Source organism: Pseudomonas sp. WS 5503, from assembly GCF_012985385.1.
GTDB classification, from domain to species: Bacteria; Pseudomonadota; Gammaproteobacteria; order Pseudomonadales; family Pseudomonadaceae; genus Aquipseudomonas; species Aquipseudomonas paracarnis.
Window position 1 is genome coordinate 149,795 of sequence record NZ_JAAQWI010000004.1, and the last position, 23,642, is coordinate 173,436.

The 23,642-nt window shown below is 60.0% G+C and carries 23 protein-coding genes; 13 read left to right on the forward strand and 10 right to left on the reverse strand.

Going from position 1 to position 23,642, the window contains the following annotated elements; translation table 11 throughout:
* The first annotated feature begins 94 nt into the window (after nucleotides 1-94).
* From hrpA to HBO10_RS12575, 4 genes are all read left to right on the forward strand, one after another.
* Nucleotides 95-4,006, forward strand: coding sequence for an ATP-dependent RNA helicase HrpA (gene hrpA / locus HBO10_RS12560; RefSeq protein WP_169922000.1), 3,912 nt, complete (start codon nucleotides 95-97; stop codon nucleotides 4,004-4,006).
* A 312-nt stretch (nucleotides 4,007-4,318) separates the two neighbouring features.
* Nucleotides 4,319-5,440 carry a beta-ketoacyl-ACP synthase III gene (locus HBO10_RS12565; protein ID WP_034128411.1) on the forward strand — a complete coding sequence of 374 codons (1,122 nt, stop codon included), beginning with the start codon at nucleotides 4,319-4,321 and terminating at the stop codon, nucleotides 5,438-5,440.
* 145 nt (nucleotides 5,441-5,585) lie between these two features.
* Nucleotides 5,586-6,200, forward strand: a complete 615-nt coding sequence (locus tag HBO10_RS12570; protein ID WP_034128412.1) for an RNA polymerase sigma factor — start codon at nucleotides 5,586-5,588, stop codon at nucleotides 6,198-6,200.
* On the forward strand, nucleotides 6,194-6,427 hold the full coding sequence (locus tag HBO10_RS12575) for a zf-HC2 domain-containing protein (protein WP_034128413.1): 234 nt from the start codon (nucleotides 6,194-6,196) through the stop codon (nucleotides 6,425-6,427). The genes HBO10_RS12570 and HBO10_RS12575 overlap by 7 nt, the downstream gene beginning before the upstream one ends.
* 132 nt (nucleotides 6,428-6,559) lie before the next feature.
* Here the strand turns inward: HBO10_RS12575 and HBO10_RS12580 are convergent, their stop codons facing one another.
* The gene (locus tag HBO10_RS12580; protein WP_034128288.1) at nucleotides 6,560-7,882 is read right to left on the reverse strand and encodes a putative porin; all 1,323 of its coding nucleotides are present in this window, start codon (nucleotides 7,880-7,882) and stop codon (nucleotides 6,560-6,562) included.
* Between the two features lie 285 nt (nucleotides 7,883-8,167).
* On the opposite strand from HBO10_RS12580, the gene HBO10_RS12585 reads away from it, so the two are divergent.
* The 3 genes from HBO10_RS12585 to HBO10_RS12595 all read left to right on the forward strand — a co-directional run bounded on the left by HBO10_RS12585 (nucleotide 8,168) and on the right by HBO10_RS12595 (nucleotide 9,874).
* Complete coding sequence (locus HBO10_RS12585) at nucleotides 8,168-9,292, forward strand: GNAT family N-acetyltransferase (protein ID WP_034128289.1); 1,125 nt, start codon at nucleotides 8,168-8,170, stop codon at nucleotides 9,290-9,292.
* Nucleotides 9,293-9,369: 77 nt separating this feature from the next.
* Nucleotides 9,370-9,648 carry a BrnT family toxin gene (locus HBO10_RS12590; protein WP_003193132.1) on the forward strand — a complete coding sequence of 93 codons (279 nt, stop codon included), beginning with the start codon at nucleotides 9,370-9,372 and terminating at the stop codon, nucleotides 9,646-9,648.
* Nucleotides 9,626-9,874 (forward strand): BrnA antitoxin family protein, encoded by a 249-nt coding sequence (locus HBO10_RS12595; protein ID WP_034128290.1) that lies wholly within the window; start codon nucleotides 9,626-9,628, stop codon nucleotides 9,872-9,874. The genes HBO10_RS12590 and HBO10_RS12595 overlap by 23 nt, the downstream gene beginning before the upstream one ends.
* Before the next feature lie 148 nt (nucleotides 9,875-10,022).
* Here the strand turns inward: HBO10_RS12595 and aqpZ are convergent, their stop codons facing one another.
* The 5 genes from aqpZ to HBO10_RS12620 all read right to left on the reverse strand — a co-directional run bounded on the left by aqpZ (nucleotide 10,023) and on the right by HBO10_RS12620 (nucleotide 15,123).
* Nucleotides 10,023-10,724, reverse strand: a complete 702-nt coding sequence (gene aqpZ, locus HBO10_RS12600) for an aquaporin Z (RefSeq protein WP_034128291.1) — start codon at nucleotides 10,722-10,724, stop codon at nucleotides 10,023-10,025.
* A 175-nt stretch (nucleotides 10,725-10,899) separates the two neighbouring features.
* Nucleotides 10,900-12,732: an ABC transporter ATP-binding protein gene (locus HBO10_RS12605; protein WP_034128292.1), complete on the reverse strand. Its 1,833-nt coding sequence runs from the start codon at nucleotides 12,730-12,732 to the stop codon at nucleotides 10,900-10,902.
* An 82-nt stretch (nucleotides 12,733-12,814) separates the two neighbouring features.
* A complete protein-coding gene (locus tag HBO10_RS12610) occupies nucleotides 12,815-13,378 on the reverse strand; it encodes a peptidylprolyl isomerase (protein WP_034128293.1) in 564 nt (187 codons plus the stop codon).
* Nucleotides 13,379-13,381: 3 nt separating this feature from the next.
* Nucleotides 13,382-14,185 carry an alpha/beta hydrolase gene (locus HBO10_RS12615; protein ID WP_034128294.1) on the reverse strand — a complete coding sequence of 268 codons (804 nt, stop codon included), beginning with the start codon at nucleotides 14,183-14,185 and terminating at the stop codon, nucleotides 13,382-13,384.
* Nucleotides 14,186-14,199: 14 nt separating this feature from the next.
* On the reverse strand, nucleotides 14,200-15,123 hold the full coding sequence (locus HBO10_RS12620) for a LysR family transcriptional regulator (protein ID WP_003193120.1): 924 nt from the start codon (nucleotides 15,121-15,123) through the stop codon (nucleotides 14,200-14,202).
* 49 nt (nucleotides 15,124-15,172) lie between these two features.
* Here HBO10_RS12620 and HBO10_RS12625 point away from each other — a divergent pair, with 49 nt between their 5' ends.
* The 3 genes from HBO10_RS12625 (at nucleotide 15,173) to HBO10_RS12635 (ending at nucleotide 17,311) form a co-directional block, all read left to right on the forward strand.
* A complete protein-coding gene (locus HBO10_RS12625) occupies nucleotides 15,173-15,487 on the forward strand; it encodes a 3-phosphoglycerate kinase (protein WP_034128295.1) in 315 nt (104 codons plus the stop codon).
* A gap of 151 nt (nucleotides 15,488-15,638) precedes the next feature.
* Nucleotides 15,639-16,238, forward strand: coding sequence for an FMN-dependent NADH-azoreductase (locus tag HBO10_RS12630; RefSeq protein WP_034128296.1), 600 nt, complete (start codon nucleotides 15,639-15,641; stop codon nucleotides 16,236-16,238).
* A 203-nt stretch (nucleotides 16,239-16,441) separates the two neighbouring features.
* The gene (locus HBO10_RS12635; protein ID WP_034128297.1) at nucleotides 16,442-17,311 is read left to right on the forward strand and encodes a carboxylate/amino acid/amine transporter; all 870 of its coding nucleotides are present in this window, start codon (nucleotides 16,442-16,444) and stop codon (nucleotides 17,309-17,311) included.
* On the opposite strand, the gene HBO10_RS12640 is transcribed toward HBO10_RS12635, so the two are convergent.
* Nucleotides 17,268-18,296, reverse strand: coding sequence for an NADP-dependent oxidoreductase (locus HBO10_RS12640; protein ID WP_034128298.1), 1,029 nt, complete (start codon nucleotides 18,294-18,296; stop codon nucleotides 17,268-17,270). The two genes, HBO10_RS12635 and HBO10_RS12640, sit on opposite strands and share 44 nt — an antisense overlap.
* Before the next feature lie 61 nt (nucleotides 18,297-18,357).
* Nucleotides 18,358-19,146: an SDR family oxidoreductase gene (locus HBO10_RS12645; protein WP_034128299.1), complete on the reverse strand. Its 789-nt coding sequence runs from the start codon at nucleotides 19,144-19,146 to the stop codon at nucleotides 18,358-18,360.
* 125 nt (nucleotides 19,147-19,271) lie between these two features.
* Between HBO10_RS12645 and HBO10_RS12650 the strand changes: the two genes are divergently transcribed.
* Complete coding sequence (locus HBO10_RS12650; protein ID WP_034128300.1) at nucleotides 19,272-19,838, forward strand: TetR/AcrR family transcriptional regulator; 567 nt, start codon at nucleotides 19,272-19,274, stop codon at nucleotides 19,836-19,838.
* Between the two features lie 15 nt (nucleotides 19,839-19,853).
* On the opposite strand, the gene HBO10_RS12655 is transcribed toward HBO10_RS12650, so the two are convergent.
* Nucleotides 19,854-21,146, reverse strand: a complete 1,293-nt coding sequence (locus HBO10_RS12655; protein WP_034128301.1) for a mechanosensitive ion channel family protein — start codon at nucleotides 21,144-21,146, stop codon at nucleotides 19,854-19,856.
* 192 nt (nucleotides 21,147-21,338) lie between these two features.
* On the opposite strand from HBO10_RS12655, the gene HBO10_RS12660 reads away from it, so the two are divergent.
* A complete protein-coding gene (locus tag HBO10_RS12660; RefSeq protein ID WP_003193110.1) occupies nucleotides 21,339-22,685 on the forward strand; it encodes a DEAD/DEAH box helicase in 1,347 nt (448 codons plus the stop codon).
* Nucleotides 22,686-22,792: 107 nt separating this feature from the next.
* On the opposite strand, the gene HBO10_RS12665 is transcribed toward HBO10_RS12660, so the two are convergent.
* Nucleotides 22,793-23,062 carry a hypothetical protein gene (locus tag HBO10_RS12665; protein WP_034128302.1) on the reverse strand — a complete coding sequence of 90 codons (270 nt, stop codon included), beginning with the start codon at nucleotides 23,060-23,062 and terminating at the stop codon, nucleotides 22,793-22,795.
* Nucleotides 23,063-23,215: 153 nt separating this feature from the next.
* Between HBO10_RS12665 and HBO10_RS12670 the strand changes: the two genes are divergently transcribed.
* A complete protein-coding gene (locus HBO10_RS12670) occupies nucleotides 23,216-23,605 on the forward strand; it encodes a hypothetical protein (RefSeq protein WP_034128303.1) in 390 nt (129 codons plus the stop codon).
* Nucleotides 23,606-23,642 lie beyond the last annotated feature (37 nt).

Genomic DNA, 23,642 nt, shown 5'->3' on the forward strand with positions numbered 1-23,642 from the left:
GTCTGCCCTTACTTGCTGCTTGAAGCTTGCCGCTAGCAGCTGCTTTTCTGCGACAATTCGCCCCCTGCATAAATAGACGACCCAAACGCACCTGATGACAGACCAAGCACCCACCATCGACCAACTGCTCAAAACCCTCGATCACGCCATGCTCGCCGACCGCCACCGCTTGCGCCGGCAGTTGCTTGAGCTGCGCAAGAAGCCCGACGAGGACAAGTTGGCGCAGTGGGTGGCGCGCATGCAGGCATCGTGCGCGCAGGTCACGGCGCGGCGCGCCAGCCTGCCGGTGATTCGCTACGACGACAGCCTGCCGATTGCTGCCAAGCGCGATGAGATCAAGGACGCGCTGAACAAGCACCAGGTGCTGATCATTGCCGGTGAGACCGGTTCGGGTAAAACTACGCAGTTGCCGAAAATCTGCCTGGAAATCGGCCGCGGCCAGTTCGGCCTGATCGGCCACACCCAGCCACGCCGGATCGCAGCGCGCAGTGTCGCCAGCCGTGTCGCTGAAGAGCTGGCCACGCCATTAGGTGCGCTGGTCGGTTACCAAGTGCGCTTCGAAGACCAGAGTGACTCCAACACCCTGATCAAGCTGATGACCGACGGCATCCTGCTGGCCGAAACCCAGAACGACCGCTACCTCGAGCGCTACGACACGATCATCGTCGACGAAGCCCACGAACGCAGCCTGACCATCGACTTCCTGCTCGGCTACCTCAAGACCCTGTTGCCGCGTCGCCCCGACCTGAAAGTCATCATTACCTCGGCCACCATCGACCTGGAGCGCTTTTCCAAGCACTTCGACGATGCGCCGATTGTCGAGGTGTCGGGCCGTACCTTCCCGGTGGACACCTGGTATCGCCCACTCACCCTGGAACAGGACGAGGAGGGCAACCGCGTCGAGGACGACCTGACCGTCGACCAGGCGATCCTTGCCACCCTTGATGAAATCGCCGCCTATGAGCGCAGCGAACGGCGCAGTCCTGGCGATGTATTGGTGTTCCTGCCCGGCGAGCGCGAGATTCGTGACGCGGCCGACATGCTGCGCAAGGCCCAGCTCAAGCACACCGAGATTTTGCCGTTGTACGCACGGCTATCGCCGGCCGAGCAGCAGCGCATTTTCCAGTCCCACCCGGGCCGGCGCGTGGTACTGGCGACCAACGTCGCGGAAACCTCGCTGACCGTGCCGGGCATTCGCTACGTGATCGACAGCGGTACGGCGCGCATCAGTCGCTACAGCTACCGCGCCAAAGTGCAGCGTTTGCCCATCGAGGCGATTTCCCAGGCCAGCGCCAACCAGCGTAAAGGCCGTTGCGGCCGGGTTGAGCCGGGTATTTGCGTGCGCTTGTACAGCGAAGAAGACTTTATCGGGCGCCCGGAATTTACCGACCCGGAGATCCTGCGCACCAACCTCGCTGCTGTGATCCTGCAGATGTTGCACCTGCGCCTGGGCGAGATCACCGATTTCCCGTTTATCGAACCGCCGGATGGCAAGGCCATCAGCGACGGTTTCAACCTGCTGCAAGAACTCTCGGCGGTAGACCGCAACAGCCAGCTCACGCCGTTGGGCCGCCAGCTTGCCCGCTTGCCGGTGGACCCGCGCATGGGCCGCATGTTGCTGGAAGCGGCCAAGCTGGGCAGTTTGCAGGAAGTGTTGATCGTCGCCAGTGCCATGTCGATCCAGGACCCGCGCGAGCGCCCACCGGAGCGTCAACAAGCGGCCGACCAGACCCACGCACAGTGGAAAGACCCGGATTCGGACTTCGCCGGGCTGGTCAACCTGTGGCGCGGTTTCGAGGAGCAGCGCCAGGAACTGACCGCCAGCCCGTTGCGCAACTGGTGCCGCAAAAACTTCCTCAACTACTTGCGCCTGCGCGAGTGGCGCGACTCCCATCGTCAATTGAGCCTGATCTGCCGCGACATGCAGCTGAGCCTCAACAAAGAGCCCGCGGACTATCCGAAGCTGCATAAAGCGGTACTGTCCGGCTTGCTCAGCCAGATCGGCCAGAAGACCGAAGACGGCGATTACCTCGGCGCGCGCCAGCGTCGCTTCTGGATTCACCCGTCTTCGGGCATCGGCAAGAAGCGCCCGCAATGGCTGATGACCGCCGAACTGGTGGAAACCACCAAGCTCTATGCACGCATGGTGGCGAAAATCGACGCCGACTGGATCGAGCCGCTGGCCGGGCATCTGATCAAGAAAAACCACTTCGAACCCCATTGGGAGAAGAAGCGCGGCCAGGTGGTGGCCTTTGAGCAGATCACCCTGTTCGGGCTGATCGTGGTCGGGCGCCGGCCGGTGCATTACGGGCCGATTGACCCGGTGGTGTCCCGTGAGTTGTTTATTCGTGAAGGCCTGGTGCGCGGCGAGATTCAGTCCCGTGCCAAGTGCCTGACGGCCAACCAGAAACTGCTGGAGCAACTCGACGAGCTGGAAGCCAAGGCTCGCCGTCGCGACATCCTGGCCGATGAAGAAACCCTGTACGCCTTCTACGATGCGCGCCTGCCTGCAGAGATTCACCAGACCGCCACCTTTGACAGTTGGTACAAGGTCAACAGCCAGAAAGATCCGCAACTGTTGATCATGCGTGAAGAAGACGTACTGGCCCGCGAGGCCAGTGAAGTCACCGCCGCGCATTACCCGGACACCTTGCACTTGGGTGACCTGGCCCTGGCCTTGAGTTACCACTTCGAACCCAACCACCCCCGTGACGGCGTGACCCTGCGGGTGCCGGCGCCTTTGTTGCCGGCGTTGCCAGCCGAGCGCCTGGAGTGGCTGGTGCCGGGGTTGATCGAAGCCAAGTGCATCGCTCTGGTGCGCAACTTGCCCAAGGCGTTGCGCAAAAACTTCGTGCCGGTGCCGGACTTCGTCAAGGCCGCGCTGCAACGCATCGAATTCGGCCAGGGCTCGCTGCCCCAGGCGCTGGGGCGTGAATTGCTGCGCATGACCGGTGCGCGGGTCAGCGATGAGGCGTGGGCCGAAGCGGCGCAACAGGTGGAGAATCACCTGAAGATGAACCTGGAAGTGGTCGACGGCCAGGGCAAGTTCCTCGGCGAAGGCCGTGACCTGGCCGAGCTCACCGCACGGTTCGCCGAAGCCAGCCAGGCGGCTTTGGCCGTGCCGCAAACCGCGAAAAGCCAGCAGCCGGTGGAGGCCAAGGTGTTTGCGGCGGTGGCGGAAAAAACCCAGCAGAACATTGCCGGCCTATCGATGACAGTGTACCCGGCACTGGTGGAAGAGAACGGCACGGTCAAGGAGGGGCGCTTCTCGACCGCCGCCGAAGCCGAGTTCCAGCACCGTCGCGCCTTGCAGCGCCTGCTGATGCAGCAATTGGCGGAACCGGCGAAATTCCTGCGCGGCAAATTGCCGGGCTTGACCGAGCTGGGCCTGATGTACCGTGAACTGGGGCGTATCGACGCGCTGGTGGAAGACATCCTGCTGGCCAGCCTCGATACCTGCGTACTTGAAGGCGAAGATAGCCTGCCACGGGACGGCGCTGGCCTGGCAGCCTTGGCTGAACGCAAGCGCGGCAGTTGGACTGAGCACGCCGAACGCTTGGCGCGCCTGACATTGGAAGTGCTGAAGCTCTGGCACGGCCTGCAAAAACGCTTCAAAGGCAAGATCGACCTGGCCCAGGCCGTGGCCTTGAACGATATCAAGCAGCAACTGAGCAACCTGGTGTATCCAGGTTTTGTGCGGGAAACCCCGGCCCAGTGGTTCAAGGAACTGCCGCGTTTCCTCAAGGCCATCGAACTGCGTCTGGAAAAACTGCCGAGCCAGGTGCAAAAGGACCGCGTGTGGAGCAGCGAATTGGGCGGCCTGTGGGCGCAGTACCAGAACCGCCTGAACAAACACACCCAGGAAGGCAAGCGCGACCCGCAGTTGGAGCTATACCGCTGGTGGCTGGAGGAATACCGGGTGTCGCTGTTTGCCCAGCAGTTGGGCACCAAGGTACCGATTTCCGATAAACGCCTGAGCAAGCAATGGAGCCAGGTAGAGCCCTGAACCCCTGGCCCACTTGTAGGAGTGAGCTTGCTCGCGAAAAACGTCAACGATAACGCGGCTCTCCTGAATAAACGCGGCGCCTGTGAGTTTTTCGCGAGCAAGCCCGCTCCTACAGGTATGAGGACAAACCCCTCCCACAATTGGATGTTTGTCTGGCATATGGCGCCAAATCACCGGCGTTGTGGCAAACTTCGCGGTTACAAGATTAGATAAAGCGTTGCCAGTTTGATGCCTGCTGGACGGAATCAAACGACTTACAGTTTGGTACGACGGTACCAATATCTTCTGCCTGACAGATTTAGAGGAACGACCGTGCATAACGTCGTCATCAGCGGCACCGGCCTGTACACCCCGGCCAACAGCATCTCCAACGAAGAGCTGGTGCAGTCTTTCAATGCCTACGTACAACAGTTCAACGCCGACAACGCCGCCGCTATCGAACGTGGCGAGGTGCAGGCGCTGACCGAGTCGAGCGCGGCATTCATCGAAAAGGCATCCGGCATCAAGAGCCGTTTTGTGATGGACAAAGACGGCATCCTCGATCCGCAGCGCATGGCGCCGCGCCTGCCCGAGCGCAGCAACGACGAATGGTCGGTGCTTTGCCAGATGGCCATCGGTGCCGCCGAACAAGCCCTGCAGCGCGCCGGCAAGACCGCCGCCGACATTGATGGCGTGATTGTCGCCTGCTCCAACCTGCAACGTGCCTACCCGGCGATCGCCATTGAAGTCCAGGAAGCCTTGGGTATCCAGGGTTTCGGCTTCGACATGAACGTGGCGTGTTCCTCGGCCACCTTCGGCATCCAGAACGCGGCCAACAGCATCCAGTTGGGCCAGGCCCGGGCGATCCTGATGGTCAACCCGGAAGTCTGCACCGGCCACCTGAACTTTCGTGACCGTGACAGCCATTTCATCTTCGGTGATGCCGCCACGGCGGTGATCCTGGAGCGTGCTGACCTGGCGACGTCCGAACATCAGTTCGATGTGGTGAGCACCAAGCTGCTGACCAAGTTTTCCAACAACATTCGCAACAACTTCGGCTTTCTCAACCGCACGGCGGAAGAGGGCATCGGCGCCCCCGACAAGCTGTTCGTGCAGGAAGGCCGCAAGGTATTCCGCGATGTTTGCCCGATGGTGGCCGAACTGATCGGCGAACACTTGGCAGAAAACCAGCTGAGTGTCACTGATGTGAAGCGTTTCTGGCTGCACCAGGCCAACCTGAGCATGAATCACTTGATCGTGAAAAAACTGCTGGGACGCGAGGCATCGGTGGAAGAAGCGCCGGTGATCCTCGATACTTACGCCAATACCAGCTCGGCCGGCTCGGTGATTGCGTTTCACACTTATCAGGATGACCTGCCCAAGGGCGCGGTTGCCGTACTCAGCTCCTTTGGCGCCGGGTATTCGATTGGCAGTGTGATCCTGCGCAAACGCTGAGTGTGTGGCCGGACGCGGTCAACTGTGGGAGCTGGCTTGCCTGCGAAGGCATCGGCTCGGTGTGCCTGAATCACTGAGTTGTCTGGATCGCAGGCAAGCCAGCTCCCACATTGAGCGTATTTCCACGGCAATATTGAGGTAATCGATGGCAGCAGCGGACGATGCGCACCTGCTTGAACGCCTGCTCAAGGGTGAGCAGCGGGCTTATAAGGATTTGGTCAACACTTACCAGAGTGCGATGCGGGCAGTGGCGTATGCCATCGTCGGCCAGCGCCATGCCGATGAGGTGGTGCAAGATGCCTGGCTCTCGGTGGTGCGCAACCTGGCCAAGTTCGAAGGGCGATCGAGCCTCAAGACATGGTTATTGACGATCACTGCCAACTCCGCAAAGAGCCGTTACAAACAAAATCGTCGGGAAGTCCTTCTCGACGATTTGCCCTCACCCCACGGCACCATTGGCGATGAACGCTTCAGCCCGGATGATGGCCATTGGGCTGTCGCCCCTTACGCTTGGCACCAGGACACCCCGGAAGCGCTGCTGACCGAAGATGAACTGCGCAAATGCCTGGAGCATACGATTCTGAGTTTGTCCGAATTGCAAAGCAGTGTGCTGGTCCTGCGTGAACGCCAGGGCCTGGAACTGGAAGAAATCTGTAATCTTCTGACCCTTTCACTCTCCAACGTCCGTGTGCTGTTGCATCGAGCGCGGCTTAAAGTCTTCGCCACGGTGGAGCATTTTGAGGAAACGGGCGAATGTTGACCTGTAAAGAACAAGTAGCGCGTTCCAGTGACTATCTCGATGGGCAATTGACCTTTTGGGAGCGTCTGCTGGTGCGTCATCACTTGATGTTTTGTCCGAACTGCCGGCGCTTTATCCGTCAGATGCGCCTGATGCAGGCAACGCTCAAGCGTATGCCGCAGGAGCCGGTGGAGGGTGTTGATGCGCTGGCCGAACAATTGGCGGCTGAGCGGCGTAAAGATATGTAGGAGCGAGCTTGCTGTGGCGAGGGAGCTTGCTCCCGCTCGACTGCGCAGCAGTCGCAGGCTTTTGGGGGCGCTTCGCACCCCAGCGCAAGCAAGCTTGCTCGCCACAGCAAGCTCGCTCCTACATGTTAAACGTTAGAACTTGGCTTCAGCATCCAGCTGCAAGGTGTTGGTATCGGCATCCCGCTGGGTCCGGCTGGCGAAGTCAGCCTTGGTCAGGAAGTAGGTGGCGCCGATGGCGAAGTTCTTGTCGATGTCGTAGCTGACTTTCATCTTGTGACCGCGCGAACCGGTGGTGCCGTTGGCGAAGTCCGAATCGGTGAAGGCGCCTACGACGGCATTACGTTGAACGTCGCGGTAGTTGTAGTCCAGGTTCAAACCGAACACCTTGGACTTGGCACCCAGCAACCAGGCGGTGTCCTGGTCGGTCACCGCATCGTTGTTTTTCACGTACTGCCCGTAGAACGACAGCGGCACGGCCAGGCCACCGATGTCTGCTTGCGCAAAGCCTTCGTACAGGCGGAATTCATTGTTGGCCGAGTTGCCGTTGACCGCCAGTGCGCAAGGCGTGGTGGTGGTTGTGCAGCGGCTGTCCTCGTCATTCTTGTAGGCGTAGATACTGCCGCCCAAGGTCATTTTCAGGTTGTCGGTGACCGAGAACCGCGTGCCCAACTGGCCGGACGTCAGGCGCAGGTCATGGCGAAATTGCACGCCGTCACCGTCCACGTTGTCCTTGAGGTTGTAGTTACCCAGGCTGCCGAACAGCTCAGCGCTGTTACCCAGTGGGTATTTGTAGGTGACGGCCAGGCCTTCAGGGTTGATGTCGCTATCCCAGATCACATCGCCCATGTTCACCCACGGCTGCAGCATCTTGCCGCCGATCACGTGCAGGTTCTTGATCTGGTCCGGGTGGTAGTCGATGTAGCCGAGGTCCAGCCAGATCGACTTCTTATCGAAGTAACCATCCTGGTCCTGGTTGGTGGAGCGTGCATCATCGCCGCCGCCGGTGGCGATACGGATACCGGTGTCCACCTGCGGGTTGATTTCGGTGTAGGCACCCAGGCGGGCACGAATGCGTTGACGGTCTTTGTCACGCCCACCGTTATTGGGCTCGCCGTCGATCTTGATGGTTTCCTGGCGGAAGCGCACGTCACCCTTGAACTGGGTCTTGGCTGCCCAAGCCAATTTCTGGTCGAAGCTGCTCAGCTCGTTGGTTTTTTTCGCAGTGGCCGCGATCTGCTCGTTGGTCTCTTGTTGAGCCTGGCGTGCGATCTGCTGCTCTTTCTGATCCCTGGCCAGTTCCATTTGCAGTTCGGTGTACTGCGCCGCGGTGATCTGGCCGTTGGCCTTGAGCATGTCGAGCAATTTAGCGTCGACTGCAGCGCTGGCCGGAACGCTCAGTGCCAGCAACAGGCCGCCACACAGGACCGCCGCAGTTTTAGTGGAAGCAAGACGCATATCAATCTCCGAAAGTGAGGAGGGAGGGCAACACCCTCCAGGACACAACCGACCCATGACGGACGGAAAAAATGTCGCCCGGTAGACCCGGACGCTCTAAAAACTGGCGTCAGTATCGCGACCGTTTATGACGGAGTAGTGGCTAAGTGATTTCATCTAGATGACAAATCGTTACGCAACGGAACTAAGGGTTTTGACGTCTGTCCGCGTGTTTTGAGGATGTGTGCGCGGCTGTGATCAGCGATACTCCCCAGGTTTTCATGCCAAGAAACAATGAGGATGCCGATGCCGCTGCAACGCCTGGACAGCCTGTCCGATATCGCTGCGCACACGTGGGATGCCCTGATGCCACAGGCCCAGCCGTTTATGCAGCATGGGTTTCTCAGTGCGCTGGAAGACAGCGCCAGCATCGGCCCGCATTCGGGCTGGCAGACGGAGCACTTGCTGCACTGGGAAGGCGACCGGTTGATGGCGGCATTGCCGGGTTATCGCAAATGGCATTCTTATGGCGAGTACGTGTTCGATCACGGCTGGGCCGACGCTTGCGAGCGCGCCGGCATCGACTATTACCCCAAGTTGCTGACGGCCGTGCCGTTCAGCCCGGTCGGTGGGCCGCGCGTATTGGCTGCCAGTGCCGCAGACGCTTTCGAATTGCTTAATAGCCTGCCGGGGTATCTGGAGATCGAGGGCCTGTCGAGCGCCCATATCAACTTTACCGATGCCCTCGCCGATGAAGCCATGGCCCAACACCCCGGCTGGTTGCAACGCCTGGGTTGTCAGTTTCATTGGCAGAACCGTGGTTACCGCGACTTCCAGGATTTCCTCGACGCCCTGAGTTCACGCAAGCGCAAACAGATGCGCAAAGAGCGCGAACAAGTGGCAGGGCAGGGGATCGAGTTCGAGTGGTTGCAAGGCCATGAGCTGAGCGAATCCCAGTGGGATTTTGTTTACGCCTGCTACGCCAACACCTACGCGGTGCGCCGGCAATCGCCCTACCTGACCCGCGCATTTTTCAGCCTGTTGGCTGAGCGCATGCCGGCAGCCATACGCGTAGTCTTGGCCAAACAAGGCACGCGCCCGGTGGCCATGGCCTTCAGCCTGCTCGGTGGCGACAGCTTCTATGGTCGCTACTGGGGTTGCCTGGCGGAATTCGACCGCCTGCATTTCGAAACCTGTTTCTACCAGGGCATGGACTACGCCATCGCCCACGGCCTGCAACGCTTCGATGCAGGTGCCCAGGGTGAGCACAAATTGATTCGCGGGTTTGAGCCGGTGATTACGCGGTCATGGCACTACCTGCGCCACCCTGGGTTGAAGAACGCTGTGGAAGATTTTCTTGAGCGTGAACGGGTGGGGGTTCTGGCGTATGCCGAAGAGGCGAGGGCGGCCCTGCCTTATCGGCAGGTCTGAACCATCGGTCTGGCAACCCTGCTGACTAACAATAAAATCGCTAATCTGTATGTACAAACGTACATACAGGATGTGCCATGCATTTTGAGTGGGATGAATCTAAGAACAAAGCCAATATTTCTAAGCACGGCATCGACTTTAACGACGTCCCAGATATTTTTCGGCATCCAATGCTGGCCTTGCGCGATGATCGGGCAGATTATGGCGAAGAGCGTTGGATCAGTATTGGCTGGATCAAATTGTTAATGGGTGTGGTCGTATATACCGAGCGGTGTGGTGATGTGATCCGTATCATATCTGCGCGAAAAGCAACCAAGAAGGAGGCCAAATACTATGACGCAAACATCGAAAACTGATTGGGAGCGCCTGGCCCACATGAATGATAAAGAAATCGACACCAGCGATATTCCTGAGCTGGACGCCGAATTTTTTCGACGCGCCGAGTTACGTGTTCCGGTGAAGCAGGCCGTGACCATTCGACTGGATGCCGATGTTCTGGAGTGGTTCAAAGGCCAAGGCACCGGATATCAGACACGTATTAATCAATTGTTGCGTCAGTACATGCAAGCCCACCAAGGTTGAAGCGCATTCAATTGAAGTCAGCCAGTAAAACACCCTATAGGAGCGAGCTTGCTCGCGAAGAACGTGCAGACGACGCGGGTTTACAGCTGTAAGCACTGCGTCATCGTTGGCGTTTTTCGCGAGCAAGCTCGCTCCTACAGGGATTGGGTCAAGCTGTTTTTTCTGTACCCAACCATCGGTACGTAATGCCGCCGATCACCGCGCCGACGATGGGCGCGAGCCAGAACAGCCACAATTGCTGCAGCGCCCAGCCGCCGACAATCAACGCAGGCCCTGTGCTGCGGGCCGGGTTGACCGAGGTGTTGGTCACCGGGATGGAGATAAGGTGGATCAGCGTCAGCCCCAGGCCAATGGCGATGGGCGCGAAGCCTGCCGGGGCTCGACGGTCGGTGGCGCCAAGGATGATCAGCACGAACATCGCCGTCATCACCAGCTCACAGACAAAGCCTGCCGCCATTGAATAACCTCCGGGTGAATGCTCGCCATAACCATTGCTTGCCAGCCCGGAGGCCAGTTCGAACCCGGGTTTGCCGCTGGCGATGAAGTACAGCAGTGCGGCGGCGATGGCGCCACCGATCACTTGCGACACGATGTAGGCCGGCAACTCCCTGGCCGGGAATCTGCCGCCGACCACCAACCCCACCGAGACGGCCGGGTTAAGGTGACAGCCGCTGATATGCCCGATGGCAAATGCCATGGTCAGCACCGTGAGCCCGAAAGCCAGGGACACCCCGAGCAGGCCGATGCCGACGTTGGGGAACGCTGCGGCCAACACCGCACTCCCGCAACCACCCAACACCAGCCAAAACGTACCCAGTCCTTCCGTTACGGAACGTTTGAACAGTGACATGAACACTTCCTTAGATTGCTCTATCTGATTAACGGTCTGTGTGGCTTCCCTGCCGCCTTAAATCAGGGCCCTCCTGGGGCCTGATTGCAGTACAGCAGGATTGTGTCGCAAGACCAGCCAGATAGAGAAAGCTGTCAGAATTGTTCGGAATTGAGCGGGGCTTTACCCAGCGAAATCAGTCTATGCCGACAAAACCCCCGGTCTGATGCTGCCATAACCGCGAATAAAGCCCGCCGTATGCCAACAACTCTGAATGGCTGCCGCTTTCGGCAATCTGGCCTTTTTCCAGCACCACCAGGCGGTCCATTCGTGCGATGGTCGACAACCGGTGTGCAATTGCGATCACCGTCTTGCCCTGCATCAAGGTTTCCAGGCTCTCCTGGATCGCCGCTTCTACTTCCGAGTCCAGCGCGGAGGTGGCTTCGTCCATGATCAGGATCGGTGCGTCCTTGAGCAGCACGCGGGCGATAGCGATACGCTGGCGTTGCCCGCCGGAGAGTTTCACCCCGCGTTCACCCACATGGGCATCCAGCCCGGTGCGGCCCTCGGAATCCGACAGCAGCGGGATGAATTCATCGGCGCGGGCCTTGTGCACCGCCGCCCACAGTTCTTCGTCAGTCGCGTCGGGCTTGCCATACAGCAGGTTGTCGCGGATCGAGCGGTGCAGCAACGAGGTGTCTTGGGTGATCATGCCGATCTGCGCGCGCAGGCTTTCCTGGGCCACTTCGGCGATGTCCTGGCCGTCGATGAGGATGCGCCCGCCCTGCAGGTCGTACAGGCGCAGCAGCAGGTTGACCAGCGTCGATTTGCCCGCGCCGGATGGGCCGATCAAGCCGATCTTTTCCCCGGCCTTGATCTCAAGGTTGAGGCCGCCAATGATTCCGCTCTTCTTGCCGTAGTGGAAGTCCACTTGCTCAAAGCGTACCTGGCCGTGGGGCACCGTCAGGCGCGGAGCGTTTTCATGATCGATAACGGCCAGTGGCTGGGCGATGGTCTTCAGGCCGTCTTGCACAATGCCGATGTTTTCGAAGATGCCGTTGACCACCCACATGATCCAGCCGGACATGTTGACGATGCGGATCACCAGGCCGGTGGCCAGGGCAATCGCGCCCACGGAAATCAGCGACTGGGTCCACAGCCACAGGGCCAGGCCAGTAGTGGTGACAATCAGCAAGCCGTTCAGAATACAGATCACGGTGTCCATGCTGGTGAGCACGCGGGCGGCCAGTTGGGTTTTTTCGGTCTGCTCGATGATCGCTTGCTTGGCGTATTCCTGTTCGTTCTGCGTATGGGCGAACAGCTTCAAAGTGGTGATATTGGTGTAGCCGTCGACGATTCGGCCCATCAGTTTGGAGCGCGCCTCGGAGGAAATCACCGAGCGTTCTTTCACCCGAGGTACGAAGTAACGCAGGGCCAGGCTGTAGCAAACGATCCAGGTGATCAGCGGAATCATCAGCCGCCAGTCGGCTTCGGCAAACAACACCAGGGCACTGATGGCGTAGATCGACACGTGCCAGATAGCCTCCGCCGTCGCCACCGCCGAGTCACGCAAGGAGTTGCCGGTTTGCATGATCCGCTGGGCGATGCGCCCGGCGAAATCGTTTTGAAAGAAATTCAGGCTCTGCTTGAGCACGTAGCTGTGGTTCTGCCAGCGAATCAGGCTGGTCATGCCAGGGTTGATGGTCTGGTGCACCAGCAAGTCATGCAGGCCGTTGAAAAGCGGGCGCAACAACAGGGCGACCACGGCCATCCAGATCAGCTCGGCGCTGTGGATCTGGAAAAAATTCGCCGGTGGCGTGCCCTGGGCCAGGTCGATGATGCGGCTCAGGTAGCTGAACAACGCAACTTCGATCAGGGTGCCGACCAGCCCCACCACCAGCAGCGCGGCGAAGCACGGCCACACCTGGCGCAGGTAATAGAGATAGAAGGGCAGGACTTTTTCGGGAGGGGCCGCGCTGGGGGCGTCGCGGAAAATATCGATCAGTTGTTCAAAACGACGATAGAGCATTAGGTTTGACGCCCGCCGGGCGGGCTCTCCTTTCAAAGGTGCACGGTGCCATGCGGGCACCGTGCAAAGCTGCCTGCGGACCTCAGTCGATGCGCTTGGCCGACTTGATGATCACAGGATCGATAGGCACGTTCTGCATGCCTTGCTTGGTGGTGGTCTGGGAGTTGACGATGATGTCTACCACGTCCATGCCCTTGACCACTTTGGCGAACACGGCATAACCGGCATCGCGGCCCGGGTCGAGGAAGGCATTGTCAGCCACGTTGATGAAGAATTGGCTGGTGGCCGAGTTCGGGTCATTGGTGCGAGCCATGGACAAGGTGCCACGCACGTTATGCAGGCCATTGCTGGCTTCGTTCTTGATCGGTGCTTCGGTCGGCTTTTGCGCCATTTGCTGGGTGAACCCGCCGCCCTGGACCATGAAGCCGGGGATCACGCGGTGAAAGATCGTGTTGGTGTAGAAGCCCTTGTCGACATAGGCCAGGAAGTTCTTGGTGCTGATCGGCGCCTTGACCGGGTCCAGTTCGATTTCAATCTGGCCGTTGGTGGTGTCGAGCAACACGTGTGGCGCCTTGGCCGGCTCGGCCGCCATCAGGTTGGCAGCGAACAGGGCGGAACCGGCAAAGAAGGCGATTTTTTTCAGCATGGGTCAGTGATCCTGGGTAGTGGTTTCGACGGTCTTTAAAAACTCGAGCAAGGTCGCGTTAAAGACCTCGGGTTGATCCAAGGGCGTGGCATGGCGGGAATCTTCGATGACCACCAGCCGCGCATCGGGCAGCAGTTTTACATAGATTTCTTTCTGCGCCACTGGGGTGTAGTCATGGTCGGAGCTGATGACCAGGGTTGGACAGGCAATTCTCGACAGTTGTTCCTGCACGCCCCAGCCCACGATGGCGTCGAAGCTGGCGAGATAAGCACGTTTGTCGTTGCTTGCCCAGCGTTCGGCCATCTTGCGGCGCAGGTCGGCCTGCTCAGGTTTTGGGAACAGCCGATCGCCCAAGGCCTTGCCGATGGTGCCCAGGCTGAGCACGCGGGCCAGGGTCCAGCGTTTGGCCCACTGCCAATAGTCGTCGGCACTGCGCACCTTGACCTCAGGCGCGCTGTTGACGATGCACAGGCTCTTGACCCGCAGGGGTTCATCCACCGCCAGTTGGAAGGCGATCATGCCGCCCATGGATAAACCCACCACGTGGGCCGCTGGCAGGTCCAGGTGTTCGATCAGGGCGACCAGGTCGAAGGTAAACCCTTTGATGCTGTAGCGCTCCCGGGGTTTGTCCGAGCGACCATGGCCGCGCACGTCAACCACGATCAGGCGGTAGTGCCGGGCGAGTACCGGTATTTGCAGTTCCCAATCCTGGCTGCTGGAGCCCAGGCCGTGGATCAGGATCAGGGGGTTGCCATGGCCGTATTCCTCGTAATGCAGGCTGCAGCCTTCATGATCGAACCAGGCCATGGATGAACTCCGTTTCAGGCTTGTTGGGGAGCGGCGAAGGGCGCGTCCAGGGGGGCGGTGTCAAAGGTGCGCAGCAATTCCACGAGGATCTGCGTGGCGGGCCCCAAGGGTTTGTCTTTGTTGGAGTACAGGTAAAACGTCGGGTTTCGACTGCCACCTTTTTCCAGGGGAAGCTGCTTGAGCACGCCTTCCTTGAGTTCGCGCTCGATCATGTGCCGGGGCAGCCAGGCAAAGCCCAGGCCGCTGCCGACGAAGGTGGCGGCGGTAGCGAGGCTGCCGACGGTCCAGCGCTGTTCGGCGCCTAGCCAGCCGACGTCGCGCGGTTGTTGGCGGCCCGAGTCACGGATCACCACCTGCATCTGGCTCTCCAGGTCGTGGAAACTCAGCTCACGGTTGAGGCGATGCAGCGAGTGATCGGGGTGGGCCACGGCGACGAACTCCACATCGCTCATTTCCGTGCCCAGGTAGCCCGGGATGATAAACCCGCAAATGGCCAGGTCCGCCATGCCGTCGAGCAGCAACTCTTCGACGCCGGACAGCACTTCTTCGCGCAGGCGCACCCGGCAGCCACGGCTTTGGGGCATAAAGGCGGTCAGCGCGCGAACGAGGCGTGCGCTGGGGTAGGCGGCATCCACCACCAGGCGCACTTCGGCTTCCCAGCCCTGCTCCATGTGATGGGCGAGGTCTTCCAGTTGGCTGGCGTTTTTCACCAGTTGGCGGGAGCGGCGCAGCAGCACTTCACCGGCTTCGGTCAGCACCGCCTTGCGCCCGTCGATACGCAGCAAGGGGACGCCGAGTTGGTCCTGCATGCGCGCTACGGTGTAGCTCACTGAAGATTGCGAACGGTGCAGCGCTTCGGCGGCTTGGGCAAAGCCGCCATGATCGACCACGGCTTGCAAGGTGCGCCATTGATCGAGGGTAACGCGGGGCGCTTTCAAGATGAGCTCCTCTTGTCCTAAGCTGGCGGTCCTTATTGGAGACTGCCGAATGAGAAAATTGTGTTGTGTGTTGCTGGCGCTGCTGCCGATGAGCGCGTTTGCCTACCCTATCGACGTGACGAAAAAGATCGATGGCGTGAGCATTGATTACACCGCCTCCGATGTGGACGGCGACATCAGTTCGATCCAGCTGAACAACTACGGTACCCAGGACGCTGTGTGCAAGGTTACCTTCACCAACGGCCCGGAATCGCCACGCCGTCGCACCGTGACTGTGCCGGCAGGCAAAAGCACCAACACCACGGTCAAGTTCAACCGCGCCATCATCAAGATGCGCATTGCCTTGGACTGCGCCCCAAAATAAAGCGGTAGCGGGGCATGCCCACAGGAATACTCCGCTTATAAACAAATTTCTAGATGGGTTGTAGCAGTTTTTTGCGCTTTTTTATCGAATAGGCCCTGGTTAACCTTCTCTCCATCGACTTACAGCAATTACCGATGGAGCCTACGAAGCCATGTCCAATGTTCTGATCATCGAAAGCAGTGCGCGCCAGCAGGATTCCATTTCCCGCCAGCTCACCCAACAGTTCATCAGCCAATGGCAAGTCGCCCATCCGGCAGACCGCATCACCGTGCGCGACGTAGCGCTCAATCCGGTACCCCATCTGGATGCCAACCTGCTGGGCGGCTGGATGAAACCGGCGGAGCAGCGTAACGACGACGAACAGGTGTCCCTGGACCGCTCCAACGAGTTAACTGACGAACTGCTGGCCGCCGACGTGTTGGTGATGGCCGCGCCGATGTACAACTTCGCTATCCCCAGCACCCTCAAAGCCTGGCTGGATCACGTGTTGCGGGCCGGTGTGACTTTCAAATACACCGCCACTGGGCCCCAGGGCCTGTTGACCGGCAAGCGCGCCATCGTGCTCACCGCACGCGGCGGTATTCACACGGGTGCTACCTCGGATCACCAGGAACCGTACCTGCGCCAGGTCATGGCATTTATTGGCATTCATGACGTCACCTTCATTCACGCCGAAGGCGTCAACCTGGGCGGCGACTTCCAGGAGAAGGGCGTCAATCACGCCAAGGCACTGCTGGCCCAGGTGGCCTGAGGCGTTAATCGTCAGATAATCCCGTGCTGCTTATATAGCCCCACGCAAACCCTTCAAGTACGCGTATCGAACCTCCCTTTGCACTTTTTGCTCCTGAGTGCTCCTGCCCGACTGCCGCTTTAGCGAGGTCGGGTTTTTTTTGCGCCGAGTTTCTTCAAAAACCAAAAAGCTTTAATGTCGCGCCCATTCGAAACGAGGCGCGCATGGGCTATTTACTGGTTGTCACCCTGATTCAGGCATTTTCCTTCAGCTTGATTGGCGAATACCTCGCCGGTCACGTCGACAGCTACTTTGCGGTGCTGGTGCGCGTCGTGCTGGCCGGGCTGATTTTTATTCCGCTGACGCGCTGGCGCTCGGTGGAGCCCGCGTTCATGCGCGGCATGTTGGTGATCGGTGCGTTGCAGTTCGGCGTGACCTACGTATGCCTGTACCTGAGCTTTCGCGTGCTGACGGTGCCGGAAGTGCTGCTGTTCACCATCCTCACGCCGCTGCATGTGACCCTGATCGAGGACGCGCTTAATCGCCGCTTCAATCCCTGGGCGCTGGTGGCGGCCCTGGTGGCGGTGGGCGGTGCGGCGGTGATTCGTTTCGATCAGATCACCCCGCACTTCCTGATGGGGTTCTTGCTGCTGCAATTGGCCAACTTCACCTACGCCGCCGGGCAAGTCATGTACAAGCACCTGGTGGCGCGTTATCCCAGTGACCAGCCGCACTTCCGGCGTTTCGGTTATTTCTACCTGGGTGCCTTGTTGGTGGTGTTGCCGGCATTCCTGCTGTTCGGCAAGGCTGACTTCCTGCCGCAAGCGCCGCTGCAATGGGGTGTGCTGGTGTTCCTCGGTTTGGTCAGCACCGCGCTGGGCATGTACTGGTGGAACAAGGGTGCTTGCCTGGTCAATGGCGGCACCCTGGCGGTGATGAACAACCTGCATGTGCCGGTGGGGTTGCTGCTGAACCTGCTGATCTGGAACCAGCACGAACCGCTGGGCCGTTTGGCCCTGGGCGGTCTGGTGATTCTGGGGGCGGTTTGGATCAGCCGGCTGGGTGTACGTCGGGCGGTGTCGTCTCCATCGTGATCACTACCTTGCCTTTGGCGCGGCCTTGTTCGACATGGTCCAGGGCCGCCGCTGTGGATTCGAACGGAAAGGTACGGTCGATAACCGGCCGGATACTGCCGGACTCGACCAGCGCGGTGATGTCATCCAGTTGTGCGCCACTGGCACGCATGAAGACAAACTCATAGCTCACGCCTTGCTTGCGTGCTTTCCTGCGGATACCGCTGCTCAACAGGCCCATGACCAGGCCTAATACCCATGGCAGGTTCTGGGCGCGGGCGAAGGCGGGCGTCGGCGGCCCGGAGATGGAGATGAGCTGACCGCCGGGCTTGAGAGTCTTCAGTGACTTGGCCAGCGCATCCGGGCCCAGGCTGTTCAGCACCACATCGTAATCCCGCAGCACGGCCTCGAAGGCTTGCTGTTTGTAGTCGATCACTACATCCGCGCCCAACGCCTTGACCCACTCCACATTGGCGGTGCTGGTGGTGGTGGCGACAAAAGCGCCCAAATGCTTGGCCAGCTGGATGGCGATACTGCCCACCCCGCCTGAGCCCGCATGAATGAACACCTTCTGGCCTTTCTTCAGCTTCGCGGTTTCCACCAGCACCTGCCACGCCGTGAGCGCGACCAGGGGCAGGGACGCGGCTTGCTCCATGGTGATGTTGTCGGGTTTGCGCGCCAGTGCGTCTTCGTGCACGGCAATCCGCTCGGCGAAGGTGCCGATACGTTGCTGGGGCGGACGAGCGTAGACTTCGTCCCCCGGCTTGAAGCGTCGTACCGCAGCGCCGACGCTGAGCACCACGCCGGCCAGGTCGTTGCCCAGTGTCAACGGCAATGCATAGGGCAGGATCAGTTTGAATTCGCCCTTGGCGATCTTTGCATCCAGCACATTGACGCTGCTGGCCCGCACCTGGACCAGCACGTCATGTTCACCCACAACAGGCGCGGGGGTTTCGATGAGGCGGCCGGGCTGCTTGCCGTACCGTTCGATGGAAAATGCCTTCATGGTTCAACGCTCGTTGCTTCGGTGAGAAGGGCAGGCGCGGAGCACGCCTGCTACCGGTTGATCAGGCGTTGGCCAGGTAACGCTCGGCAACCTGGGACTGCTTGATCTGCGCCAGCAAGCCTTGCCGCGCAGCCTGCAACGCGTCCCAACGGGCGCCGTCCTGCAACGGCGGAATGGTCACCGGCTCGCGGCGGTCGAAACCGACCAGCGCTGCGTCCACCAGATCACCCACTTCCATCACGTCCGTGAGGGTGTTGATATCAATGCCCGCACGCTCCCAGATCTCGGTACGCGTGGCAGCGGGCAGCACGGCTTGCACGTACACGCCTTTGGGCGCCAGTTCCAGGCTCATGCCTTGGGACAGGAACAGCACGAACGCCTTGGTCGCGCCGTACACCGTCATGCCGAATTCCGGGGCTAGGCCCACTACCGAGCCAATGTTGATGATAGCGCCGTTGCCGGCTGCCGCCAGGCGCGGGGCGATGGCACTGGCCAGGCGTACCAGCGCCGTGGTGTTGAGGGCGACCAACTGCACGACGCTTTCGGTGGACTGTTCAATAAAACTGCCGGACTGCGCGGCGCCTGCATTATTGACTAGCGTGCCAATGCTGGCGTCATCGCGCAGGCGCGCTTCAACTGCGGCCAAGTCAGCGCTTTGGGTCAGGTCGGCCGGGAGGATATCAACGCTGACGGCGTGGTGCTCACGCAGCCTGGCGGCGAGCGCTTCCAGGCGCGCTATGTCACGGGCGACCAGTACGAGGTCGTGGCCGCGTGCGGCAAAGCGTTCGGCGTAGGCGGCGCCAATGCCGGTCGAAGCGCCAGTGATCAGAACGGTAGTGGAAGTGCTCATGGTGTGATGCTCTGTGAGTGCGAGGAGGTTTTATGATGTCGATCATAATCAAAGCTGTCAACGGTTTTGATTATGATCGACATCATAGTAATATGCCTATCTCGCAAGCTGGCAGGACCACAGACATGAAGATCACCAAGGCGCAGTCACAGAGCAATCGGGCCCATATCGTCGCGACAGCTTCCGAGCTATTCCGCGAGCGGGGTTTCGATGGGGTGGGCGTGGCCGAGTTGATGGCTGCGGCCGGTTTTACCCAAGGCGGCTTTTACAAGCACTTCGGTTCCAAGGCGGACTTGATGGCGGAAGCAGCCGCCAACAGCCTGGCGCAGTCACTGGCCGACAGTGCGGAGATGGAGGTGGAGCAGTTTTTCGAGGTTTACCTGTCCAGGCAGCACCGCGACCATCGCGGCGGCGGATGCACATTGGCGGCGTTGTGTGCCGATGCTGCCCGTCAATCGGACACGCTGAAGGCGACCTTTGCCGACGGTTTGGAAAATACCCTGCAGGCCCTGGAAGCAAAGTACAACGCAGCTCATGAGACGCCACAAGAAGGCGTGCGCGCGAAAATGCTCGACAGCATGGCCCATGCCATCGGCGCAATCATGCTGTCGCGGGCGTGCCCGGATGATTCCGCACTGGCCGATGAAGTGCTTGAGGTTTGCCGCAAGGAGATTACGGCGTCACTGCCGTAATCCCGTTTGCATCACTCATGCCGTTTCGGCGACGGGTACCTGCGTGGCCCCGGCCAATGCCGGCAGCACGCCGGCGCGCAGGTCGTTGCCGCTCGGCTGCTGATACAGGCTCAGCCCGAACTCCGGCAACACCGCCAACAGATAATCGAAGATATCGCCCTGGATCCGCTCGTAATCGCCCCACGCCGTGGTGCGGGTAAAGCAGTAGATCTCCAGCGGCACGCCCTGGGCGGTAGTTTGCATCTGGCGCACCATGCAGGTCATGTTCGGCTGGATGTCCGGGTGGCTTTGCAGGTATGCCAGTGCGTAGGCGCGGAAGGTGCCGAGGTTGGTCATGCGCCGACGGTTGGCCGACAGTTGCGCGCTGTGGCCCTGAGCCTCGTTCCAGGCCTTGAGTTCGGCCTGCTTGCGGCTGATATAGCCGCTGAGCAAGTGCACCTGGGTCATGCGCACTTCTTCCTCGTCGTTCAGGAAGCGTACGCCGCTGGCGTCGATGTACAGGCTGCGCTTGATACGGCGCCCACCGGAGGCCTGCATGCCACGCCAGTTCTTGAACGACTCGGACATCAGGCGCCAGGTGGGGATGGAAACGATGGTCTTGTCGAAGTTCTGCACCTTCACCGTGTGCAGGGTGATATCCACCACATCGCCATCGGCACCCACCTGGGGCATTTCGATCCAGTCACCGACGCGCAGCATGTCGTTGCTGGTCAATTGCACACTGGCGACGAACGACAGCAGCGTGTCCTTGTAAACCAACAGAATCACCGCCGACATCGCACCCAGGCCCGACAGCAGCAACAGCGGCGAGCGGTCGATCAGGGTGGCGACGATGATGATCGCGCCGAACACGAACAGCACCATTTTCGCCAGTTGCACATAGCCCTTGATCGAGCGGGTGCGTGCGTGTTCGGTGCGTGCGTAGATATCCAGCAGCGCGTTGAGCAGGGCACTCATGGCCAAAACCATGAACAGAATGGTGATCGCCAGGGCGACGTTGCCGATAAACAGAATGGCGGTCTTGCTCAGGTCCGGCACGAGGTACAGTCCGAACTGGACCACCAGCGATGGCGTCATCTGCGCCAGGCGATGGAAGACTTTGTTATGCCGCAGGTCGTTCAGCCAGTGCAGGGCCGGCTGCCGGCCGAGCAATTTGACCGCGTGCAGGATGAGGTAACGGGCGACCCTTCCCACCACCAATGCCACCACCAGCAACACCAGCAAGCCTAGGCTGGAATGCAGGACCGGGTGTTCATCGAGGGCGCCCCAAAGGTCTTGGACGTTGAGCCAGAGCTGTTTGATATCCATGAGTGAACCGATTCTTCTGTAAGACAACACGGGGCGATTAGAGCATTTAAGTGCAACAAAGTTGACGCTCTGGACAAAATCGCTGACAAAAAAGCAGCTGATTAGCCCCGTTCGCGTAAAGAAACTCGGTTTGGGCGCCCGAAACCGGTAACCTATGCAGCTGATATTTTGTATTTCTTCGAGGTAGCACCCGTGTTTTCCCAATTCGCCCTGCACGAACGCCTGCTTAAAGCCGTGGCCGAGCTTAAATTTGTCGAGCCTACGCCTGTGCAAGCAGCGGCCATCCCGCTCGCGCTGCAAGGGCGTGACCTGCGGGTGACGGCGCAAACCGGCAGCGGCAAGACCGCCGCTTTCGTCCTTCCGGTACTTAACCGCCTGATCGGCCCGGCCAAAGTGCGCGTCAGCATCAAGACCCTGATCCTGCTGCCGACCCGCGAGCTGGCCCAGCAGACCCTGAAGGAAGTCGAGCGCTTCTCGCAGTTCACCTTCATCAAGTCCGGCATCATTACCGGTGGCGAAGACTTCAAGGTCCAGGCCGCGATGTTGCGCAAGGTACCGGACATCCTGATCGGCACCCCAGGGCGCATGATCGAGCAGCTCAACGCTGGCAACCTCGACCTCAAGGAAGTCGAAGTGCTGGTGCTCGACGAAGCCGACCGCATGCTCGACATGGGCTTTGCCGATGATGTGCAACGTCTGGTCGGTGAGTGCGTCAACCGCCAGCAGACCATGCTGTTCTCCGCCACCACCGGTGGTTCGACCCTGCGCGATATGGTCGCCAAGGTGCTGAACAACCCTGAGCACTTGCAGGTCAACAACGTCAGCGACCTGAACGCCACTACGCGCCAGCAGATCGTCACCGCTGACCATAACGTGCACAAAGAACAGATCCTGAACTGGTTGTTGGCCAACGAGACCTACCAGAAGGCCATCGTGTTCACCAACACCCGTGCCGCCGCCGACCGTATCTACGGGCGCCTGGTTGCGCAGGAATACAAGGCGTTCGTGCTGCACGGCGAGAAAGACCAGAAGGACCGCAAGCTGGCCATCGACCGTCTCAAGGCGGGCGGCGTGAAGATCCTGGTGGCCACCGATGTTGCCGCACGCGGCCTCGACGTCGACGGCCTGGACCTGGTGATAAACTTCGACATGCCCCGCAGCGGCGACGAATACGTGCACCGTATCGGCCGTACCGGACGGGCCGGCAACGATGGCCTGGCTATCTCGCTGATCTGCCACGGCGACTGGAACCTGATGTCGAGCATCGAACGCTACTTGAAGCAGTCGTTCGAGCGCCGCACCATCAAGGAAGTCAAAGGCACGTACACCGGGCCGAAGAAGGTCAAGGCGTCGGGCAAGGCCGTTGGCGTGAAGAAGAAAAAGACCGATGCCAAGGGCGACAAGAAGAAAACCGGCGCCAAGTCGCCGACCAAGCGCAAGATCGCCAACCGGCCGAAAACCGACAACCTGTCGCTCGTCAGCAAGGACGGCATGGCGCCGCTCAAGCGCCGCAAGCCAGAAGCTCCGGCTGCCGAATAAGCAGTTGGGCATAAAAAAACCGGACAATGTCCGGTTTTTTTTTCGCCATGATCGTTCCCACGCTCCGCGTGGGAATGCCTCCAGAGACGCTCTGCGTCGCGTTGTGCTCAATGCTTCCCCGCAGCCTCTCTGAGCTCCTTGAGTCGCGCATCGATCAACTGGCACTTGTCGGGAAACTTGGCGCTTTCAGTATCCAGGTCCATCTTCTGCAACTCGTCATTCATCTCCTTGGCCTTGTTCGGGTTCTGCTCGGTGAGCTTGGTCACTTCCTTGGCCAGCTCCTCGCGCTTGGCCGTGGCCTCCTCAGGCGTGCAGGCCCAGGCGGGCAGGGTGCTCAACAGCGTGGCGGCGAGGGTCAGCTTCATCAAGGTTTTCATGGTCGGACTTCCTTGGCAGTGATGTGCAGTTGAGGCGGCGAACCTAGGGAAAGTTCAGAGAAATGACGCCCGTCCGTTTGGTTGAACGGCCCGTGCCGGAACGTGTCACTCCCTAAGACGGGCTAACTCCATCGGCCTGCAGGAGGAATCAGGATGACGACTTACAATTGGGATCTGATCGAACGTCTGCTGCATGAAGTGCAGAACGGCGAAGGCAGCTTTGCCCCGCGCAAATACGCCGAACAAGAAGCGGCCGAGAAGGCGACGGCCGGCGAGGACACTGGCAACCTGGACGCACTCAAGAAGACCGCTGCCGATTACGAGGCGCTGCTGTTCAAGCGTGGCTTTATCGAGTCGCGGCCTGAGGAAGAGGGCGGCAATGGCGAGAATTTCATTCTGACGGCGCTGGGTGCGCAATTGCTGGCGCTGATCGACAGTTCGATTCCGGGTAATGATCATCCACGTCAGGTGTTGGATGAGCAGGAGGACGCGCTTGATCCGGCAACGTTCGCTGAAGTGGCCTCCAAAGCGCAGATCGCCTGATCTTCTTGTGCCCCGGCGCCCCCGAGGGAGCCGGGTG

What these genes read in the sequence shown, in the direction of transcription:
- hrpA (WP_169922000.1), top strand. Translation starts at nt 95, where the DNA reads ATGACAGACCAAGCACCCACCATCGACCAACTGCTCAAAACCCTCGAT.
- HBO10_RS12570 (WP_034128412.1), top strand. Translation starts at nt 5,586, where the DNA reads ATGGCAGCAGCGGACGATGCGCACCTGCTTGAACGCCTGCTCAAGGGT.
- HBO10_RS12575 (WP_034128413.1), top strand. Translation starts at nt 6,194, where the DNA reads ATGTTGACCTGTAAAGAACAAGTAGCGCGTTCCAGTGACTATCTCGAT.
- HBO10_RS12580 (WP_034128288.1), bottom strand. Translation starts at nt 7,882, where the DNA reads ATGCGTCTTGCTTCCACTAAAACTGCGGCGGTCCTGTGTGGCGGCCTG.
- HBO10_RS12585 (WP_034128289.1), top strand. Translation starts at nt 8,168, where the DNA reads ATGCCGCTGCAACGCCTGGACAGCCTGTCCGATATCGCTGCGCACACG.
- HBO10_RS12590 (WP_003193132.1), top strand. Translation starts at nt 9,370, where the DNA reads ATGCATTTTGAGTGGGATGAATCTAAGAACAAAGCCAATATTTCTAAG.
- HBO10_RS12595 (WP_034128290.1), top strand. Translation starts at nt 9,626, where the DNA reads ATGACGCAAACATCGAAAACTGATTGGGAGCGCCTGGCCCACATGAAT.
- aqpZ (WP_034128291.1), bottom strand. Translation starts at nt 10,724, where the DNA reads ATGTCACTGTTCAAACGTTCCGTAACGGAAGGACTGGGTACGTTTTGG.
- HBO10_RS12605 (WP_034128292.1), bottom strand. Translation starts at nt 12,732, where the DNA reads ATGCTCTATCGTCGTTTTGAACAACTGATCGATATTTTCCGCGACGCC.
- HBO10_RS12610 (WP_034128293.1), bottom strand. Translation starts at nt 13,378, where the DNA reads ATGCTGAAAAAAATCGCCTTCTTTGCCGGTTCCGCCCTGTTCGCTGCC.
- HBO10_RS12615 (WP_034128294.1), bottom strand. Translation starts at nt 14,185, where the DNA reads ATGGCCTGGTTCGATCATGAAGGCTGCAGCCTGCATTACGAGGAATAC.
- HBO10_RS12625 (WP_034128295.1), top strand. Translation starts at nt 15,173, where the DNA reads ATGAGAAAATTGTGTTGTGTGTTGCTGGCGCTGCTGCCGATGAGCGCG.
- HBO10_RS12630 (WP_034128296.1), top strand. Translation starts at nt 15,639, where the DNA reads ATGTCCAATGTTCTGATCATCGAAAGCAGTGCGCGCCAGCAGGATTCC.
- HBO10_RS12635 (WP_034128297.1), top strand. Translation starts at nt 16,442, where the DNA reads ATGGGCTATTTACTGGTTGTCACCCTGATTCAGGCATTTTCCTTCAGC.
- HBO10_RS12640 (WP_034128298.1), bottom strand. Translation starts at nt 18,296, where the DNA reads ATGAAGGCATTTTCCATCGAACGGTACGGCAAGCAGCCCGGCCGCCTC.
- HBO10_RS12645 (WP_034128299.1), bottom strand. Translation starts at nt 19,146, where the DNA reads ATGAGCACTTCCACTACCGTTCTGATCACTGGCGCTTCGACCGGCATT.
- HBO10_RS12650 (WP_034128300.1), top strand. Translation starts at nt 19,272, where the DNA reads ATGAAGATCACCAAGGCGCAGTCACAGAGCAATCGGGCCCATATCGTC.
- HBO10_RS12655 (WP_034128301.1), bottom strand. Translation starts at nt 21,146, where the DNA reads ATGGATATCAAACAGCTCTGGCTCAACGTCCAAGACCTTTGGGGCGCC.
- HBO10_RS12665 (WP_034128302.1), bottom strand. Translation starts at nt 23,062, where the DNA reads ATGAAAACCTTGATGAAGCTGACCCTCGCCGCCACGCTGTTGAGCACC.
- HBO10_RS12670 (WP_034128303.1), top strand. Translation starts at nt 23,216, where the DNA reads ATGACGACTTACAATTGGGATCTGATCGAACGTCTGCTGCATGAAGTG.